Annotated in this window: 15 protein-coding genes and 1 rRNA gene; 12 read left to right on the forward strand and 4 right to left on the reverse strand. The window is 65.1% G+C overall.

The features are described from left to right. Positions 1-33: 33 nt before the first annotated feature. Entirely contained in the window at positions 34-2301 is a 2268-nt protein-coding gene (locus QNN99_RS16740) for a S8 family serine peptidase (RefSeq protein WP_229968215.1), read from the reverse strand. 272 nt (positions 2302-2573) lie between these two features. Here QNN99_RS16740 and QNN99_RS16745 point away from each other — a divergent pair, with 272 nt between their 5' ends. The 3 genes from QNN99_RS16745 (at position 2574) to QNN99_RS16755 (ending at position 5540) form a co-directional block, all read left to right on the forward strand. Next, a complete protein-coding gene (locus QNN99_RS16745) occupies positions 2574-3524 on the forward strand; it encodes a GmrSD restriction endonuclease domain-containing protein (protein ID WP_229968217.1) in 951 nt (316 codons plus the stop codon). A gap of 192 nt (positions 3525-3716) precedes the next feature. Further along, entirely contained in the window at positions 3717-4721 is a 1005-nt protein-coding gene (locus QNN99_RS16750; RefSeq protein WP_229968219.1) for a TIGR03557 family F420-dependent LLM class oxidoreductase, read from the forward strand. Positions 4722-4724: 3 nt separating this feature from the next. After that, positions 4725-5540, forward strand: a complete 816-nt coding sequence (locus tag QNN99_RS16755) for a coenzyme F420-0:L-glutamate ligase (RefSeq protein WP_229968221.1) — start codon at positions 4725-4727, stop codon at positions 5538-5540. Here the strand turns inward: QNN99_RS16755 and QNN99_RS16760 are convergent. From QNN99_RS16760 to QNN99_RS16770, 3 genes are read right to left on the reverse strand one after another with little or no spacing between them, the layout of a single operon-like run. Continuing rightward, positions 5537-6406, reverse strand: coding sequence for an ABC transporter ATP-binding protein (locus QNN99_RS16760; RefSeq protein WP_229968223.1), 870 nt, complete (start codon positions 6404-6406; stop codon positions 5537-5539). The two genes, QNN99_RS16755 and QNN99_RS16760, sit on opposite strands and share 4 nt — an antisense overlap. Further along, the gene (locus tag QNN99_RS16765; protein ID WP_442860546.1) at positions 6403-7521 is read right to left on the reverse strand and encodes a putative F420-0 ABC transporter permease subunit; all 1119 of its coding nucleotides are present in this window, start codon (positions 7519-7521) and stop codon (positions 6403-6405) included. Before QNN99_RS16765 ends, QNN99_RS16760 begins: the two co-directional genes overlap by 4 nt. Next, positions 7518-8537: a putative F420-0 ABC transporter substrate-binding protein gene (locus tag QNN99_RS16770; protein WP_229968225.1), complete on the reverse strand. Its 1020-nt coding sequence runs from the start codon at positions 8535-8537 to the stop codon at positions 7518-7520. The genes QNN99_RS16765 and QNN99_RS16770 overlap by 4 nt, the downstream gene beginning before the upstream one ends. Before the next feature lie 354 nt (positions 8538-8891). Here QNN99_RS16770 and QNN99_RS16775 point away from each other — a divergent pair, with 354 nt between their 5' ends. The 9 genes from QNN99_RS16775 to QNN99_RS16810 all read left to right on the forward strand — a co-directional run bounded on the left by QNN99_RS16775 (position 8892) and on the right by QNN99_RS16810 (position 18367). Further along, complete coding sequence (locus QNN99_RS16775) at positions 8892-9740, forward strand: nitrilase-related carbon-nitrogen hydrolase (RefSeq protein WP_229968227.1); 849 nt, start codon at positions 8892-8894, stop codon at positions 9738-9740. Positions 9741-9807: 67 nt separating this feature from the next. Continuing rightward, the gene (gene hydA, locus QNN99_RS16780) at positions 9808-11229 is read left to right on the forward strand and encodes a dihydropyrimidinase (protein ID WP_229968229.1); all 1422 of its coding nucleotides are present in this window, start codon (positions 9808-9810) and stop codon (positions 11227-11229) included. Between the two features lie 13 nt (positions 11230-11242). Further along, positions 11243-12259, forward strand: coding sequence for a TIGR03842 family LLM class F420-dependent oxidoreductase (locus QNN99_RS16785; RefSeq protein WP_229968230.1), 1017 nt, complete (start codon positions 11243-11245; stop codon positions 12257-12259). After that, positions 12256-13146, forward strand: a complete 891-nt coding sequence (locus QNN99_RS16790; RefSeq protein ID WP_229968232.1) for an ABC transporter permease — start codon at positions 12256-12258, stop codon at positions 13144-13146. The genes QNN99_RS16785 and QNN99_RS16790 overlap by 4 nt, the downstream gene beginning before the upstream one ends. Beyond that, on the forward strand, positions 13143-13973 hold the full coding sequence (locus QNN99_RS16795; protein ID WP_229968234.1) for an ABC transporter ATP-binding protein: 831 nt from the start codon (positions 13143-13145) through the stop codon (positions 13971-13973). Before QNN99_RS16790 ends, QNN99_RS16795 begins: the two co-directional genes overlap by 4 nt. Then, positions 13970-14818 (forward strand): ABC transporter permease, encoded by an 849-nt coding sequence (locus QNN99_RS16800; protein ID WP_229968236.1) that lies wholly within the window; start codon positions 13970-13972, stop codon positions 14816-14818. Before QNN99_RS16795 ends, QNN99_RS16800 begins: the two co-directional genes overlap by 4 nt. 74 nt (positions 14819-14892) lie before the next feature. Further along, positions 14893-16035, forward strand: a complete 1143-nt coding sequence (locus tag QNN99_RS16805; protein ID WP_229968238.1) for an ABC transporter substrate-binding protein — start codon at positions 14893-14895, stop codon at positions 16033-16035. Beyond that, positions 16021-16130 (forward strand): 5S ribosomal RNA (rrf, locus tag QNN99_RS17535). Before QNN99_RS16805 ends, rrf begins: the two co-directional genes overlap by 15 nt. Positions 16131-16699: 569 nt before the next feature. Continuing rightward, positions 16700-18367, forward strand: a complete 1668-nt coding sequence (locus tag QNN99_RS16810) for a DUF5979 domain-containing protein (RefSeq protein ID WP_229968240.1) — start codon at positions 16700-16702, stop codon at positions 18365-18367. The last annotated feature ends 476 nt before the right edge of the window (positions 18368-18843 follow it).

Consider the following 18843-nt stretch of genomic DNA (forward strand, 5'->3'; position numbering starts at 1 on the left):
GGTTCACCGGACTTCCCTTTGCCTGCGCTCGAGCTACCGGAGGAACGTACTGTCGAATCTCTTCATGAAGGCGGCCATGGCATCGCGGTTGACCGGGGTCAGGGGCCGGTAGGTCCCGTCACCCCAGCCGGTGGCGATACCCGAGGCCGCCAGCCACGAAATTTCCTTGTAAAACAGGTTGCTCTTTGGCACGTCGAGGAACGCCGACTTGCTGGGCGCGGAGTAGGACGGCGATTCCGCGAACCGGTACATGAAGGCTGCCATCGCATCGCGGTTTACCGGCTGCAGCGGGCGGTACGTCTTCGTGCCGTTGGCCGCAGTCCATCCGGTGGAAATTCCCCGGCTGTTGAGCCAGGTGATTTCCTTGTAGAACGGGTTGGTGGTGGCCACATCGGTGAACGGCGATTTTGCCGGCGGCGTGAAGTCCGGGCTTCCGTCCAGCCGGTACAGAAAAGCGGCCATCGCATCACGGTTGACGGCCTGCAGCGGCCGATAGGTCCTGGTGCCGTTGGCTTCGGTCCAACCAGTGGAAATGCCTTCCGTGGCCATCCAGAGCATCTCGTCGTAGAACTGGATGCCGGGAGGAACATCAGCAAACGGCGGTTTTGCCGGTGCCACCTTGGAGGTGGCGGCGGAGCGTTTGGTGACGGTCGCGTAACCGGTCTTTGAACCGGAGACGCTCACACTGATGGCCTGGCCGTTGTCCGCGTTGGTGAGCTTGTAGGTTTTGGCGGTCGCACCCTTGACCGCGGTGTTCCCGCGGTACCACTGGTAGGCCAAATCAACCGGTGCCGGTGCCCACGCGCCCGGTTCCGCGGTGAGGGTCGCACCGACGGCGGTGGCGCCGCTGATGGCGGGAACCGGGGCAATGAGCGGCATGGTTACCGCGGCAGCAGTATCCAGCAGCTTCGGCCCGCAGTAGGGCGTGCAGCCCTTCGGCAGGTCACGCGCGGTGGCCTTCAACCGGGCTTCCACCTGATCCGGCGTCATCTCCGGATAGGCGGCCAAGAGGAGGGCCGCTGCACCGGCCACGTGGGGTGCGGCCATGGAGGTGCCCTGAGCCTGGGAATAGCTTTCCTTTTGCGGAACTGACGATCCTTCGTTGAAGGTAGAGAGAATGCCGCCCGAAGCATTCCCTGACATGTTTCCGCCCGGGGCCATGATGTCGACGGCGGCACCGTAGTTTGAGTACGGAGCCCGGGAACCGTCCCGGCCCGTCGCGCCAACAGTGATCACGTTGCGGCAGTTCGCAGGTGTGGAATCGGCTGCCGGCCGGTTGCTGTTCCCGGCAGCCACAACCACTACGGCGTTCCGGCCAGTGGCATAGTTCACGGCGTCCTGCATGGACGCGGAGCAGGCACTGATGCCGCCGAGGCTGAGATTTATGACAGTTGCCGGGTTGCTGTTCGCCGGGACGTCCGGCAGGGTGCCGCCGGCAGCCCAGATGATTCCGTCCGAGATGTCAGAGAGGTATCCGCCGCACTCGCCCAGGACACGGACCGGCACAACTTTCGCTGCCGGGGCGATACCGCTGATGCCCATGCCGTTGTTGGCGCTGGCAGCAACAGTTCCCGTGACATGGGTTCCATGCCAGGTAGAGCGGCTGACACTGCAGTTGGCGGAATCATTCCAATCGCCTTCGTCCCGGGGGTCGTTGTCCCGCGCATCGCCGTCGCGCGCCATTGACGGACTGCTGATCAAATCGGTGCCGGGGAGGATCTGCGCGTTCAGGTCGCTGTGGTTGGTAATTCCGGTATCCACCACGGCCACAACTTGGCCGGCGCCCTGGGACACGTTCCACGCGTCGTTCACAGCGGCACCGCCTTCAGGCTCCCAAAGGTTCCATTGCTGGAAATAGAGAGGGTCTTTGGGGTCCGCCGCGGCGGGGAAGAGCAGAACATCGGGCTCGACGTACTCGACGTCGGGCTTGGCAGCGAGCGCGGCGACGACGGCGGCGGACTGATCCCGGGTCAGCTCTTGATCCACCTCGACCACTGACGCTCCGGTGCCGGTTTCGAAAAGCTCCGTAGCCTGCACACCCAGCGTGGTTGTCACTGAGCCGTAGGTGTCCAACCGTTCAACGGCAGTGATCCCGGCCTTGTCACGGAACTTCACGATGAAGCGGTTGGCGGGCGGCTCGGTGGCAGCGCTTCCCCCGATTTCCGACGACGACGGCGGCGGCGATGCCGGCGGCGATGACGACGACGAGGGCGACGAGGGCTGCGTGCCGCCGTCAGTGGCGAATGCCGGCGTTGAGATAACTGTGCCGCCGAGAAAAGCGGCAATAGCCAACACGGCCACCTGCCGCCTTAAAGCAAGATACTTCCCCATTTTTGTCCTGTCACAACGGCGGTCCGGGTCCGACTTCTGAGAAGCGGCCCCGGGCATCCGGTTACGCGGCCCGCCTTGTGACGAGCCGCGGGGAAACTCTAGGCGATACCCGGGGCATTCCCTATTTGTCCGTGCACCGACCCGGAATCGTTGCCCGGGCAACAACCCCGAAACCCCTAACCTCGAAGCTCCGAAAGCCCGTCGGAAAATCAACGGCGCAAAATCACCGATAATAAATACCGATGACTTCTCTGCGCTCGAAATTTCTGTCCCTGATAGCCCTGCCCGTAATCCTGTTCGGTTCCGCGGCCTGTACTCCGCTGACCGATGCCGGCTCAGATGCCGGAGCGAATGCCGGAACCGGCGCCTCCCATGCCGGTTCCGGTACTGCCGCGGTCCAGGAAGCAACAGCCGGCTCGGCGGTGGAGCAGCTGGAAACCCTCCCGATCAAGGGCAGGGCTCCCAAGACCGGCTATGACCGGGACGAGTTCGGACCGGCCTGGGCCGACGTCGACCGGAACGGCTGCGATACCCGCAACGACATCCTGGCGCGCGACCTCACCGCCGTCGTGTTCAAGGACGGAACCAAGGAGTGCGTGGTGGCGTCCGGCACCTTCGCCGATCCCTACACCGGTACGACCATCAGTTTCGTGCGCGGCAACGAGACCAGCACCGCCGTCCAGATCGACCACATCGTGGCGCTTTCCGATGCCTGGCAGAAGGGTGCGCAGCAGCTGTCCGCTGAGGAACGCGGCCAGTTCGCCAACGATCCGCTGAACCTGATGGCTGCCGACGGTCCTTCCAACGGTTCCAAATCGGATTCCGACGCCGCCTCCTGGCTGCCGCCGAACAAAGCCTTCCGCTGCGAGTATGTGGCCCGCCAGGTTGCGGTCAAGGCTGAATACCGCCTCTGGATGACACAGGCGGAGCACGACGCCGTCGCCGGAGTCCTCTCCGCCTGCCCGGACCAGCCGGTCCCCGACGCGGGCCGGGCCTCGAATGCCGCAGCAGCACCGCCCGCACCCGCACCGCCCGCAGCTGTACCGCCCGAGGTCGCCGACGCTGACGGCACGCCCGTGTACGCCAACTGTGCGGCGGTCAAGGCCGCAGGTGCGGCGCCCATCCGCGCCGGCGACGCAGGCTGGGAAGCAAAGTTCGACGGCGACGGCGACGGCGAGGGCTGCACCTCCTAGCCCACCCGGCCCGGCGCCGGGCAGCAACTGCGGTCGACACTTCTCGAAATCCTGCTTAGTCATGCTTGGGCGGAATTCCTCCCCGCCCCTAGGATGGGCCTACGGCGTTCCGGAAAGCCGGAACTCTGCTGCCTTATTCCATTGGAAACATTTGTTTTCAATTCCGAAATCTCTGGCTGTCAGGATCGATATATGAGCTCTTCATTAACAATTGGTTACGCCGCAATGCTGGAACAGTTCCACCCCACAGAGGCGGTGGCACTGTCCGAATATGCCGAGAGCAAGGGATTCTCCGGGGTTATGGCTGCAGACCATTTCCAGCCGTGGGTTCCGGCGCAGGGCCAATCCGCATTTGTCTGGAACGTACTGTCGGCTTTGGGTGAGCGCACCAAGGGCGATATCGGCCCCGGAGTTACCGCTCCCACGTTCCGGTGGCATCCGGCGATGGTGGCGCAGGCATCAGCCACGCTCGCCGCCATGTATCCCGGCCGGCACTGGCTCGGGCTGGGCTCCGGAGAAGCGCTCAACGAGCACATCACGGCGCAGTACTGGCCGGAGGCACCCGAGCGCATCAACCGGATGTTCGAAGCCATCGACATCATCAATAAGCTCTTCACGAATTCCCTGGCCGGCAAGGACGTCCGGCACAAGGGCGAGTTCTACAAGATGGAATCCACCCGGCTGTGGACCATGCCGGAAGTGGCCCCCGAAATCCTGGTCGCGACCGCGGGGCCCGTGACGGCCAAGCGCGCGGGCCGCCACGCCGACGGACTGATTACGGTGGGCGCTCCGTTGGAAAAGATCGGCATGCTCTTTGACAAGTTCGACACCGGAGCACGCGAGGCCGGCAAGGACCCGGACACGATGCCCAAGGTCCTGCAGCTGCACATGAGCTGGGCCGAGACGGACGAAGAAGCGCTGACCAACGCCATGGTGGAATGGCCCAACGGCGGCATGAAGTTCCCCAAGGGAGACATCCGCTCGCCGTTCGAACTCGAGCAGATGGCCAAACTGGTTCGGCCGGAGGACTTCGAGGGACGTCTGGTGATTTCCAGCGACCCCGATGTCCACCGCGCGTACATCCAGAAATTCGTCGACCTGGGCTTTGACCGCATTTACCTGCATAACGTCGGCCGGAACCAGCGCGAGTGGATCGACGTCTTCTCCCGCGATGTGCTGCCCGCGCTCAAGCGTTAACCGATGCGCAGCATCACGCTGTTTGCGCTGCCGGGCATTGGAGAGATCGCTCCGGGGACGGACCTGGCCGCCGTGGTTTTGTCCGCCGCCGGAGCGGTCCCGGACTTTGCCCTGCAGCCGGGCGACATCCTGGCGGTCACCTCCAAGATCGTGTCCAAGGCTGAGGGGCGCCAGGTTCCGGCGGGGGACCGCGAACAGGCGATCACCAACGAGACCGTTCGGCTTGTGGCCAGCAAGGTCCATCCCGGCGGAGTGACCAGGATTGTGGAAAACAAACTGGGCATCGTGGCCGCCGCCGCCGGGGTGGACAACAGCAACACTCCGGCCGGCACCGTCCTGCTCCTTCCCGTGGACCCGGACGCCTCGGCCCGGGCGCTGTGTGCAGGCCTGCGCCGGGCGCTGGGCTTCGACGTCGGCGTGGTCATCACCGACACGATGGGCCGGGCCTGGCGCGAAGGACAGACCGACGCCGCCATCGGAGCCGCGGGACTCGAGGTCATCACCGATCTGCGCGGCAGCATGGATAGCTTCGGCCAGCAGATGAAGGCGACAATGACCGCCGTCGCTGACGAGATTGCGGCGGCAGCCGACCTGATCAAGGGCAAAACCAGCCAGTGCCCGGTAGCGGTGCTGCGCGGCCTGCCGGAACTCGTCCGCCCCGCTTCGCCCGGTTCCCGGGACGACGGCGCCCGGACCCTGATCCGCCCGGCCGAGCAGGACATGTTCCGGCTGGGCAGCGACGAGGCCTGGCGCGAAGGCTACGCCGCGGCATGCCGGGACGCCGGGCTGCCGGTACCGGAGTATCAGCAGGAGGCTTAGGCGGACGTGGCGTAGGCGCGCGCACCGGCTGCGCTGACTGAACCGGCTGCGCCGTCCGCCGGCAGGGACAACGCAATCAGCGGCCGGCCCGTGGCCGGATGCTCCAGTACATGGGCCTGGACCCCGTAAACCGTCCCGATCAGGTCAGCCGTCAGGACGGTGCGGGGATCGCCCGCTGCCACCACGGTGCCGCCGGAGAGGACAATGACGTGGTCGCAGTGGGCTGCGGCGTGCGTCAGGTCGTGCAGCGCTGCGACAACGGCGATGCCCTGCCCGGCCAGCTGCCGCATCAGATGCAGCGTGGTCAGCTGGGCGTGCGGATCCAAGTGGTTGGTGGGCTCGTCCAGCAGCAGCAGCTGCGGTTTCTGCGCCAGCGCGCGGGCCAGCTGGACCCGCTGCCGCTGACCGCCGGAAAGTTCGCTGAACAGCCGGTCCGCGAGCTGGGGAACACCGGCGGACTGAAGCGCCGTCACCACCTCGGCGTCGTCCTCGCTGGTGCCGAACCCCAGCAGCGAGCGGTGCGGCATGGTTCCCAGCGACACGACGTCGCGCACTGTCAGCGGAGTGTCCGTACCGGATTCCTGCTCCGCCAGCGCGGCTATGCGGGCCCGTTCCCGGCGGGGCAGGCGCAGCAGGTCCCGGCCCTGCCAGAGCACCGTGCCCCTGCGGACGGGAACCACACCGGCCAGGGCCCGCAGCAGCGTGGATTTGCCGGCCCCGTTGGGACCGACCAGAGCGGACAGCGCGCCGGCCGGAACGGTGCAGTCCACCCCGTCCACCACGAGTTTTCCGCCGAGGGAAACGTCCACGCCCGCCGCCTGCAGGTCGTTCACACGGGCTCCGGAGCCCATTTCACCGTTGTTCATGCCCCGCCCTTCCGCCGCGCCAGCACGTAGGCGAAGACCGGAGCGCCAAGCACTGCGGTCACCACGCCCACGGGAAGCTCCCGGGGCTCGAACACGAACCGGGCCGCAGTATCGGCCCAAATCAGGAAGATGGCTCCGAGCAGGGCCGAGAGCGGCAGCAGCGAGCGGTGCCCGGGGCCGGTCATCATCCGGACCACATGCGGAAACACCAGTCCGATGAAGCCGATCGCCCCGCTCACGGAAACCATGGCGCCGGTCAGCAGGGCTGTTGCCGCCAGCATGCTCCACCGCACGGCCGGAACGTTGATGCCCAGGGCCGAGGCGGCGTCGTCGCCAAAGGCAAACCCGTCCAGGATCCGCGACGCGGCCAGCAGCGGAATGCCCACCGCAACCAACGCCCCGGCGGCGATCCCGGCACTGGACCACTGCGCACCGCTCAGCGACCCGAGCAGCCAGCCCAGGATGTTCCGGTAGGAGTCGCCGGTGGCGGTCCAGAAAATCACCAGGCTGGTCAGGGCGCTGCCGAGGGAAGAGACCGCCACGCCGGCCAGGACGGTGCGCGACGGCGTCAGCCCGCCGGCCAGCCGGGCCAGCAGCAGCGTTGCCGCCAGCGCCGCCAGTGCGCCGATGAACGCCGCCAGCGGAAGCAGCAGCTGCAGGCCCAGCAGGACCACGCAGACCGCTCCCAGCGAGGCACCCGAAGACAGGCCCAGCAGATACGGGTCGGCCAGCGCATTGCGGGTCAGCGCCTGCATGACTGCGCCGCTGATCGCCAAACCGGCCCCCACGGCGGCAGCGGTCAGCACCCGGGGCAGCCGCAGCTCCCAGATGATTCCGTCGTGCAGGGCGGAGAGCGGGCTGGTGCCGATCCCCAGATGGGAGAGGATCGTGCCGAAAGCATCGGCCACGCTGATGTCCGCAGGCCCCACCGTTGCCGCCGCCGCAATGGAAAAGACCAGCGCGGCGGCCAGCACCGCCGTCGCGGTCCCGGTGCGGAACCGGCGGCGGGAGGCCGGCGCTGCCGCAGCGTCCGACGGCGTTCCCGGGTTGGGCGGGCGTGCGGACGGGCGCGGTGACGGGCGGGTCTCGCGCGGTTGGGTGCGGACGGCGGTCACGGCAGGCTCGAGAGCTGGTCGGCGAGGTCCGCCACCGCTTCGGCGTTCCGGACTCCGGCCTCCCCGGCAGCGAAGGGGAGGACCAGATAGCGTTCGTTGATCACCGCGTCCATGCCCGCCGTGGCCGGCATCGACGCCAGCAGCTCCTTCTTGGACTCGGCGGTGTTCCGGTCTGCGTCCACCAGGACGATGACATCGGGATTGGCCGCCACCACGGTCTCCCAGCTCAGCGAAGCCCACGAATCTTCGACTCCCGCGGCAATGTTCTCCAGGCCGAGCTCTTCCATCATCATCTGCGGAGCTCCCAGGCCGGCGCCCGCGTACGGAGTGTCCCGTCCCGAGGAGAACCAAAAGGCGGTCCGGCCCTCGCCGGCCGGCGGAACGCCGTCGAGCACCTCGCGCTGGTCGGCGATCAGGGCGGCAGCGGCATCGGGGGCCCCGAAGAGGTCGCCCGCTTCGGTGATCTGCGCGAACACGTCCTCGAAGTCCAGCTTGCCCGGGAGCCCCTCTTCCCGGCAGGCCGCCGGAGAGACATAGCTGCCGATGCCCATTGAAGCCAGGAAACCGCGCTCGCCGGCGGTGTCCGAGCTCAGGTTCGATTCCCAGCCGGCGTAGATGAAGTCCGGCTCGAGTTCCAGGACCGCTTCCTGCGTGGGTGCGGCGTCGGAGAGCGAGGGCACCGACGCGGCGTCGGCTGCCAGCGATTCGGGAACCGGACCGTCGGAGAAAGCGGTGCCGACCACTTTGTCGCCCAGGCCCAGGGCCAGCAGCGTTTCCAGCGCAGTGGATTTTATCGTCACAATTCGCTCGGGCGGTGACTTCAAGGTGACTTCCGTGCCGCAGTTGGTCACGGTCACCGGGTACGACGCCGCTGCCTCGGTGGAGCCGGAAACGGCGGTTCCGCCGGTATTTTCGGCTGCCGGTGCAGCCGGTGCCGGCGTTCCGGAGCAGCCAACAATTCCGGCCAGGCCGGCGGCCAGGAGCAGGGAATAGGCAGGGTAAAGGGAGCGGTTCATAGTTCCTCGCAGGTCTTAGGGATATCGGAGGGATCTATGGCCCAAATCCAGACCAGCTCTACCGGCCATAACAAGGCGGGTGATCTATCGAGGAGGTTAGCACCCCTTCGTTTCGGATCGTGTTTCCAAGGGGGTCCGCCGCGGCATTATCCGCGCCAGCGGTGCTCCGCGCAATAGTTTAAAAACCCTTGCAGGTTCCGTCTTGAGCGTCAAGGATGAACAGACGCCTCGGCAATCCAACGCAGCTTTTTAACGCGGTGGAAATGTTGGGGAAATGTTCAGCACGAAGACTGATAAAGGCCCTTCAACCGGCCAATCGTTACCGCACCACGTTTGCCGTTACTAGGAGGCACAATGACAATCATCCGTACAGCTTTGACTCAGACGACCTGGACCGGGGATGAGGAATCCATGGTCGCCAAGCACGAGGAGTTTGTCCGCAAGGCAGCTGCCGAGGGCGCGCAGATCATTTGCTTCCAGGAATTGTTCCACGGCCCGTATTTCGGGATTGTGCAGGACAACAAGTACTACGAGTACGCACAGAAGGTTCCGGGACCCCTCACCGAACGGTTCTCGAAGCTCGCCGCCGAGCACAACATGGTGATCATCCTGCCGATTTACGAAGAGGACCAGCCAGGCGTCCTGTACAACACCGCAGCAGTCATCGACGCCGACGGAACGTACCTGGGCAAGTACCGCAAGAACCACATTCCGCACGTCGAGAAGTTCTGGGAAAAGTTCTACTTCCGGCCGGGGAACATGGGCTGGCCGGTGTTCGAGACCGCCGTCGGAACCGTGGGCGTGACCATTTGCTACGACCGCCACTTCCCCGAGGGCTGGCGTGTCCTGGGCCTGAACGGTGCCCAGCTCGTCTTCAACCCGAACGCTTCCAAGCCGGGCCTGTCCAACCGGCTCTGGGAACTGGAACAGCCCACCGCTGCAGCCGCCAACGGCTACTACGTGGTAGTCCCCAACCGGGTGGGCGCCGAAACGAACGAATTCGGCGATGAAGCCGTCGACTTCTACGGCACTTCCTACATGGTCGATCCGCAGGGCAACTACGTCGGCGAGATCGGCGCCCGCGACGGCGATGAGCTGATGATCCGCGACTTGGACATGGACCTGGTCCGCACCGCGCGCAACAACTGGCAGTTCTACCGCGACCGCCGCCCGGACGCCTACGCGCCGATCACCGCGCCGTAGCCCTTCCTGCAAACGCGCCAACGGGCCTTAAACAGGCCGCGCCTTTAACACAGACAAGGATGTCGTTTTGAGTACAACACTGATCACCGGAGGCACAGTTGTCACCTCCACCGGCCGCAGCGAGGCGGACGTTCTCATTGACGGGGAAAAGATCGCAGCGGTACTCGCCCCCGGGTCCACGCTGCTGGGCCACGACCTTGCCCGCTCTGTGGACACTGTCCTGGACGCCACGGGCAAGTATGTGATTCCCGGCGGCATTGACGCCCACACGCACATGCAGATGCCGTTCGGCGGCACCGAAGCCTCCGACACGTTCGAAACCGGAACCCGCGCGGCGGCCTGGGGCGGAACGACGACGATCGTTGACTTCGCGATCCAGCGGTACGGAGAGCGAGTGATGGACGGCTTGGCCGCGTGGCATGAAAAGGCCGCCGGGGAATGCGCCATCGACTACGGGTTCCACCAGATCGTCGGCGACGTGAACGACGATTCGCTGAAGGCAATGGCGGGGCTCATTGACGAGGGTGTCTCCAGTTACAAGCTGTTCATGGCGTATCCGGGCGTCTTCTACAGCGATGACGCGCAGATTTACAAAGCCATGCGGGTTGGCGCCGAGACCGGGCTGATGACCATGATGCATGCCGAGAACGGTCCGGCCATTGACGCCATGGTCACCGAGCTGCTGGCCCAGGGGAAAACCGATCCCTACTATCACGGGGTGGCACGGGCCTGGCAGATGGAGGAGGAAGCCACACACCGGGCCATCATGCTGGCCAACCTCACCGGGGCGCCCCTGTACGTGGTGCATGTGTCGGCGAAGCAGGCCGTCGAGCAGCTGGCCGCCGCCCGCGACAACGGCCAGAACGTCTTCGGCGAGACCTGCCCGCAGTACCTCTACATGAGCCTGGAGGACCAGCTGGGCGCCGAGGGGTTTGAGGGCGCCAAATACGTCTGTTCCACGCCGCTGCGCTCCAAGCACGAACACCACCAGGACCACATGTGGCAGTCGCTGCGCACCAACGACATCCAGATGGTCGCCACCGACCACTGCCCGTTCTGCATGAAGGGGCAGAAGGATCTGGGCGTGGGGGACTTCTCCAAGATTCCCAACGGCATCGGATCGGTGGAGCACCGCCTGGACCTGATGTACCAGGGCGTGGTGGACGGAAAAATCACGCTGGAGCGCTGGGTGGAGATCACCAGCACGACGCCGGCCCGCATGTTCGGCATGTACGGCGCCAAGGGCGTGATCGCGCCGGGAGCCGATGCCGACGTTGTCATCTACGACCCGGCGGGCCACACCTCGATCGGGCTGAACAAAACCCACCACATGAACATGGATTACTCGGCGTGGGAGGGCTACGAGATTGACGGGCATGTCGACACCGTGCTGTCCCGGGGCCGGATCCTCATCAACGACAACGAATACCTCGGGGCCAAGGGCCACGGCCGGTACGTCCGCCGCGCCCCGAGCCAGTACCTGATCTAGGAACGGAAAAGAAATGGAATTCGGAGCAGTTCTGCAGTGCAACCCGCCCGCCGCCCGAACCGTGGCGCTCGCCAAGAAGGCCGAGGAACACGGGTTCGACTACGTCTGGACGTTTGACTCCCACATCCTGTGGCAGGAACCGTACGTTATTTACAGCCAAATCCTGGCCGAAACCCAAAACATCAAGGTGGGGCCCATGGTCACCAACCCCGCCACCCGGGACTGGACCGTCACCGCGTCCACTTACGCCACGCTGAACGCGATGTACGGCAACCGCACGGTGTGCGGCATCGGCCGCGGCGACTCGGCGCTGCGGGTGAGCAACAACGCGCCCACCACGCTGAAAACGCTGCGCGAATCCATCCACGTCATCCGCGAGCTGGCGAACTCCCGCTCGGTGGAATACAACGGCGCCACGCTCCAGTTCCCGTGGAGCAAGGGCTCGGAGCTGGAAATGTGGGTGGCCGCCTACGGTCCGCTGGCGCTGAAGCTGACCGGGGAAGTCGGCGACGGCTTCATCCTGCAGCTGGCCGACGTGGACATCGCCGAGTGGATGATCGCCACCGTGCGGTCAGCAGCCGCAGCTGCAGGACGCGATCCCATGGCGATCAAATTCTGCGTGGCCGCACCCATGTATATAGGGGACGACTGGGAGCACATGCGCGAGCAGTGCCGCTGGTTCGGCGGCATGGTGGGCAACCACATCGCTGACATCGTCGCCAAGTACGGTGCCGACGCCGCAGTGCCGCAGGCGCTCACCGACTACATTGCCGGCCGGGAGGGCTACGACTACAACGAACACGGCCGGGCCGGCAACACCCATGCCGCCTTCGTGCCGGACGAGATTGTTGACCGGTTCTGCCTGATGGGCACGGCCGAACAGCACATCGAAAAGCTCGAAAAGCTTAAGGCCCTGGGCGTAACCCAGTTTGCCGGCTACCTCCAGCACGACAACAAGGAGGAAACTCTGCGGGTCTACGGCGAGAGCATCATCCCGGCAATGCGCGAGAACGTGAGCGCGACGGCATGACCCGCACCGGAACCGGGACACCGCCGGCGGCGCGGATTGGCTGGGCCGCCGGCGGTGTGCTGGTTCCGGTACTTCTCTGGGAGGCGTACAAATTCGCCGGTCCGGAAAACGGCGTGAGCGTGATGGGCCTGCCGCTCCTTCCCCGGACCACTGACCTGGCCATGCCTCATGTTTGGACCATGCTCGTGCGGCTGGCGGAACCGGCGACGTCGGCCGCGGGGGCGCCGCCCCTGTGGACAGCAGTGTTGCAGGCAGCGGCCTTCACCCTGGGCATCGCGGCGGTGGGCTGGTTCATCGGAGTCGCCGTGGGCATGGGACTGGCGGTGGTCATGCAGCGCTTCCGCTCCGCCGGCTCCGCACTGCTGCCCTGGATCATCCTGAGCCAGACCGTCCCGCTGATTGCGATTGCCCCGCTGGTCCGCCGCTGGGGCTCCCAGCTCGAGATCGGCTCCTTCACCTGGGAGAACTGGATGTCGGTGGCCGTCATCGCCTCCTATCTGGCCTTCTTCCCGGTCGCCATCGGCGCCCTGCGGGGGTTCTCCTCTCCGCAGGCCAGCCATCTGGACCTGATGCACAGCTATTCGGTGGGCTGGTGGCGCAGCTTCCTGTTCCTCCGGCTTCCGGCCAGCATTCCCTTCCTGCTGCCGGCGCTGCGCCTGGCGGCGGCAAATGCCGTGATCGGCGCCGTCGTCGCGGAAGTATCGATCGGCCTGAAGGGCGGGATCGGCCGGATGATCGTGGAGTATGCCGCCGCGGCCGGCGGAGACCCGGGCAAACCCTGGGCGCCAATCTTCGGAGCCGTCCTGCTGGGCCTGGCAGCGGTCGCTGCCATCACGGTCCTGGGACTGTTCCTGCACCGCTACCGCAGAGGAGAACAAGCATCATGAGCGAATCAACCGAATCGGCAGTGCCGGAACCGGCGGTGGAAGTCCGCGACGTCCACCGGATCTTCGCCACCGGAAAGGGCTCCGTCACGGCACTGGAAGCGGCCAGCCTGACCGTGGCACCGGGCGAATTCGTGTCACTGATCGGACCCTCGGGCTGCGGCAAGAGCACTTTGCTGCGCCTGATCGCCGACCTTGACGAACCGAGCAGCGGAACGATCAGCGTTTTCGGCCGGACCGCCCGGCAGGCCCGCCGGGAGCAGGCCTACGGGATTTGCTTCCAGCAGGCCGGGCTGCTGCCCTGGCGGACCGTGCGGGCCAACATCGAACTGCCGCTGCAGCTGCACGGGGTCGCGGCGAAAGCCCGCAAGGACCGCGCCGAGGAACTCCTGGGCATGGTGGGGCTGTCCGAGTTCGCCGATTCCTTTCCGGATCAGCTCTCCGGCGGCATGCAGCAGCGCGTGGCCATCGCCCGGTCCCTGGCCGAAAGCCCGCGCCTGCTGCTGATGGATGAGCCGTTCGGCGCCCTGGATGAGATGACCCGCGAACGGATGCAGAACGAACTGGTGCGGATCTGCGCGGAGACCGGCGCCGCCGTCGTTTTCGTCACCCACTCCATCCCGGAAGCAGTGTTCCTCTCCGACCGGGTGTTCGTGATGTCGGCACGGCCGGGCCGGATCAAGGACGTGCTGCCGATGCGCCTCGGGGCGGCGGGGGAGCGCGGCGAGAACCTGCGCGAGGACACCGCGTTCTACGCGGCCATCACCGCGGTGCGCGAAGCCCTGCACGGCACGTCGGTGTCGGAGCTGCGCGGAGTTGAGACCCGGTGAGCACCGTGGGAACGTCGGCGCAGCCGACTGGAGCGTCGCCGACTGGAGCGGCGCCGGCACTGGCCGCCGCCACTTCGCCTGCCCTGCTCGCACGGGCGGTCGACGGCGGCCGACAGGCACTGCTGCCGGTGCTGCTGGGCGTCGCGGCGGTCCTGCTGTGGCAGGGCGCGGTGACCCTGTTCCAAGTGCCGCCGTTCGTGCTGCCCGGGCCGTTCGCCATAGCCGCGGCGTTTTTCGGCAACCTCGGCACTATTGTGTCGGCGTCCCTTGTGACCGGAGGCAATGCGGCGGTGGGACTGGTCGCCGGCGGGCTGCTGGGGGTGGTGGCCGCCGTGGTCGCCGCCTTCCTGCCAATCTTTGACCGGCTAACCGGACCGCTGGTGTCAGCGCTGTCGGTGGTGCCGATCGTGGCCGTGGCTCCGGTGCTTTATACGATGTTCGGCGCCGGCGAGGAGGCGCCGCGGCAGATCGTGGCCGGAATCGCCGTTTTTGTGCCGGTCTACGTGAATTCGCTGCGCGGCTTCCGGCAGGTCCTGCCCGTGCACCGTGACCTTATGCGCTCCTATGCCGCGGGCCGCTGGCAGGTCACCCGCGCCGTCACCCTCCCCAGCGCCGTCCCGTACATGTTCACCGGGCTGCGGATCGCATCCTCCCTGGCCGTGATCTCGGCGCTCATCGCCGAATACTTCGGCGGCCCCGTGGGCGGACTGGGCAAATCCATCACCTCGGCGGCCTCCGGCAGCAACTACACGCTGGCCTGGGCCTACGTGCTGGGCGCCGTCGTCGTCGGCCTGGTCTTCTTCTGCGCCACCGCGGCACTGGAGAAATACAGCTCCCGGCACTGACATCGCCGGTTTTCACTGCCGTCCCGTCCGGACGGTCTGCATTGATCTGCTCACACCCAAATGGAGGCTATGAAATGGCAAGTGGAAAACGTATCCGCACCGCCGCAGCGGCGGGAACCGCAGCAGTCCTGGTTTTGGCCGGCTGTGCCTCGGGCAGCGGTGCTGAGGAGGGGGAGTCCGCCGAAGAGCTGACGCCTGTGAAGCTGCAGCTGCAGTGGTTCTCGCAGGCGCAGTTCGCCGGTTATTACGCGGCCCTGGACCAAGGCTTTTTCGAAGACGAAGGCCTGGAGGTGGAAATCGTCGAGGGCGGAGCCGACATCGTGCCGCAGGATGTGCTGGCCTCGGGGGACGTGGATTATGCGATTTCCTGGGTGCCGAAGGTGCTGGGCTCCATTGAACAGGGCGCCAACATCACCAACGTGGCGCAGATCTTTGAGCGCAGCGCCACGCTGCAGGTCGCCATGGCCGACTCCGGAATCGACGGCCCGGAAGACCTCGCGGGAAAGAAAGTGGGGTCCTGGGGCTACGGCAATGAATGGGAGCTCTTCGCGGGCCTGCAGGACGCCGGAGTGGAGCCGGGCGACATTGACCTGATCCAGCAGGCCTTCGATATGAACGGCTTCCTGTCCGGAGACATTGATGCAGCCCAGGCCATGACGTACAACGAGTACGCGCAGGTGCTGGAGACCATCAACCCGGAGACCGGAGACCTGTTCCAGCCCGAGGACCTGACGGTCATTGACTGGAACGAAGAAGGGTCCGCCATGCTGCAGGACGCCATCTGGGCCGATGCCAGCCGGCTTGCCGATGACGCCGAATATCAGGAAACCACCACGGCATTCATCAAGGCAGCGATCAAGGGCTGGATCTACGCCAAGGATAATCCGGAGGAAGCGGCCGCGATCGTGACCGAATCCGGATCCACCCTGGGCCAGAGCCACCAGCTGTGGATGACGAACGAAACCAACAAGCTGATCTTTCCGTCCACCAACGGCGTCGGCATGATCGATGAACAGGCGTGGAAGCAGACCGTGGAGATTGCCATGGGAACGCAGAACGAAACGGGAGCAACCATCCTGACCACCGAGCCGCCGGAAACGGCCTACACCAACGAGTACGTGGAGAAGGCGCTGGCGGAATTGGAAGCCGACGGCGTGGACACCAAGGGCGCGGATTACGAGCCGATCGATGTGACGCTGGCCGAGGGCGGCAACTAGCGGCCGGCGGTCCCATTCCGAACCCGGAAGCTAAGACCCACAGCGCCGATAGGACTGCATCCGGGAGGATGTGGGAGGGTAGGCCGCCGCCGGACAATATGCACGGTTGAAAGACACCGGTGGTTCAGAGAGTAAGGCCCCGCCGGGTTTGGCGGGGCCTTACTTGTGTAACCCGGCGTCCTTGTTTAGCCAGGCCGGCCCCCTTCCGGGCCCGTCCACCCCGTTCCCGGGCCCTGGTTCCCTGTGCCCCGAGATGGCAGAAACTGCACGTTTGGGGCCTGGGAAAAGCACTTCCTGCCATCTCGCGGGAGAGGGGAGGTTTGTATGAAGGTCCCCTCTATAAGGACTTCATGCCGGCTGGTTGCTGGTTGGATACCCGAGGCATGGTGCCCCCACGTCACCGGTGGAAGTGATTATCTGAGCCCTTGCGGCTAACCGGGTCCGTCCCCTATGCCTCCTCGACCCGTCACTGTAGTCTCCCGGGTCACGGTGCTGCTCATGAATCACAGTGGCTACCGGAGCTCACAGATTTATCGACCGGAGACGGGATCCCCTTATGAGTGTGCAAGGCAGAGCGGGCCACGCTGTTGGAGCGGGGCAAAAGCAACAAAGAACAAGGCGGCAGATCACCAGAGCCTCATTGGGCGTCATCGCGGGATTGTTCATGATGATTGTTCCGCTGGCGGTGCCTGCCCACGGTGTTTTCAACGGGGAGTCACCGGGCGACGAGGTTCCGGTGGGTGCTGTCGAGGTCACCATGACCGGCACTGGGCAGGGAAGTGCCGTAACTGGGGGCCTTCCGCCGGTGGGTGCCGCTTTCGATCCGACCACCGGGTACCCCGCGGATGTTCCCGAGGGGTATGAAACCGACAACCCGTCTTTCGCCGGCGTGATCACGACCGTGGACCTTGAGGGAAATACCCAGCAGATGTACTGCATCGATATCAGGACTTCCACCTATGCAGGGCTTGGATATGAGGGAGGAACTTGGAGTGAATCCAATGTGCCGAACATTGGATATGTGAACCGCGTCCTGAACAGCTACTATCCGGAGCAGCCGGGACTTCCCGCCGGAGCGCCGTCCGACGACGTTCGTGCTGCTGCTGTACAAGCGGCCGTGTGGTTCTTCAGTGACGGCTTCGTGCTGCAAGACACCGACCCGGTCCGCCCGTTCACGCTGGCCATTGTGCAGGCCGTCCTGCTCGCCGGGCCCCTCGCCGAACCGCCGGCCCCGGATGTCTACATTGAACCGCCGGTCGCTGCCGGGCCGGTCGACGGTGTCACGGGGCCCTTTACGGTGACTGCCGCGGAGGGTGCCGAGTTGACTGTGTCAGTTCCGGAAGGTTACACGCTCTATACGGATGCTGCCGGTACTGTGCCGGTAACCAACCCGGTGGGCTCCGGAATCCAGGTGTGGGTGCGCAGCACCGCCCAAACGACCGATCCCGTGGTGATCAATGCCAGGGCGGTCGTGCCAGTAGAGACGGGCAACGTTTACCTCTACGCGGGTAACAACCCTGACGTCGCCACCGCGCAGAAGCTGATCCTTGCTGCCGACGCCGAAGTGGATTCCACTGCTGAGGCCACAGCGGAATTTTTCATTGCCGGAGACCTGGCGGTGACCAAGACCTTTGCCGGTGCAGCTGTCGGACAGCAGCAAGCCATTAGCCTCACTGTTGATTGTGGGCCGGCAGGGCAGTATCTGATTGAGATACCGGCAGGAGCTGCCGCCGCCGTCTCCGAAACAATCACCGGTCTCCCGGTGGGGACCGTTTGCTCGGTGACTGAATCAACTACCGGTTCGACATCGGCAGTGACGGTAACCGCGACGCTTCCCGACCCTGTAGAAATAGGCGAGGGTGAGAACACCTTAACCGTCATGAACACGGTGGAATACAACCCGGGAAGCCTTCTGATCACAAAGACGATCAGCGGCTCGGGAGCGGGGCTCCAAGACGACATCCTGATCCACGTTCAATGTGGTGACGGCATCCTGGACGAAACGATCATCCTGCCCGCGGGCACTGCTTCCGGGGAGTACACGCAGCTGTACGAGAACCTCCCGGCGGGGACCCCATGCCGGATCTCCGAGCCGACATCGGGCGCCAATGAGGACGTAACCGTCGAATCCTTCTTCACTGGCGACGTCTCTATCATCGCCGGCGAGGTTCAGGTCACTGGGGTTACCAACGCTTTCGCTCCTGTTCCCTACACCGAGCGGTTGCCCAAGACCGGATCTGCCAGCACGGCAAGTCTCGCGCTGGCAGGAGGAGGAGCCCTGGTAGTGGGCACCCTGCTGGTGATGGGCTCGACGCGCCGGCGCCGAAAGTAGGCACCGCAGGACCGCAGATTGCACTTTCCTAACGACGGCGGGGCCGGCTCCTTGAGGGCCGGCCCCGCCGGCTTACCCAGCCTCTTGAAACCGGCCGCGGAGGCTCCCGGGGTCGATTTGCGGGCCCGGCGAAACCTGTGTAGAGTCTTCTAAGTCGCCGCGGCCGGGAGTTGGAAAACTTCACGAGCATGGCGGCCACACCACACCAAAAACATCCTGGTGATCCATCCTGCGCTGAGAAGCCCGGGAGCGGAAAGCCGGGGATTTGGCGTGGGTTTCTCCGGACAAACGAAGCAGTCTTCGGAATATACCGAATTGCTAAAACAGTCCGGATGAAATAGAATAAAGAAACACTGCAGCGAAGAGAAAAGAAAGACATTGAATTGTTTTTCCGAGTATTTCGGATGCATCTGTTGTTTGAGAACTCAATAGTGTGCCAAGTTTATTGATACCAATTATTTTAATTGGTTGAACTG

This window comes from Arthrobacter sp. zg.Y820, assembly GCF_030125555.1.
GTDB lineage: Bacteria > Actinomycetota > Actinomycetes > Actinomycetales > Micrococcaceae > Arthrobacter_B.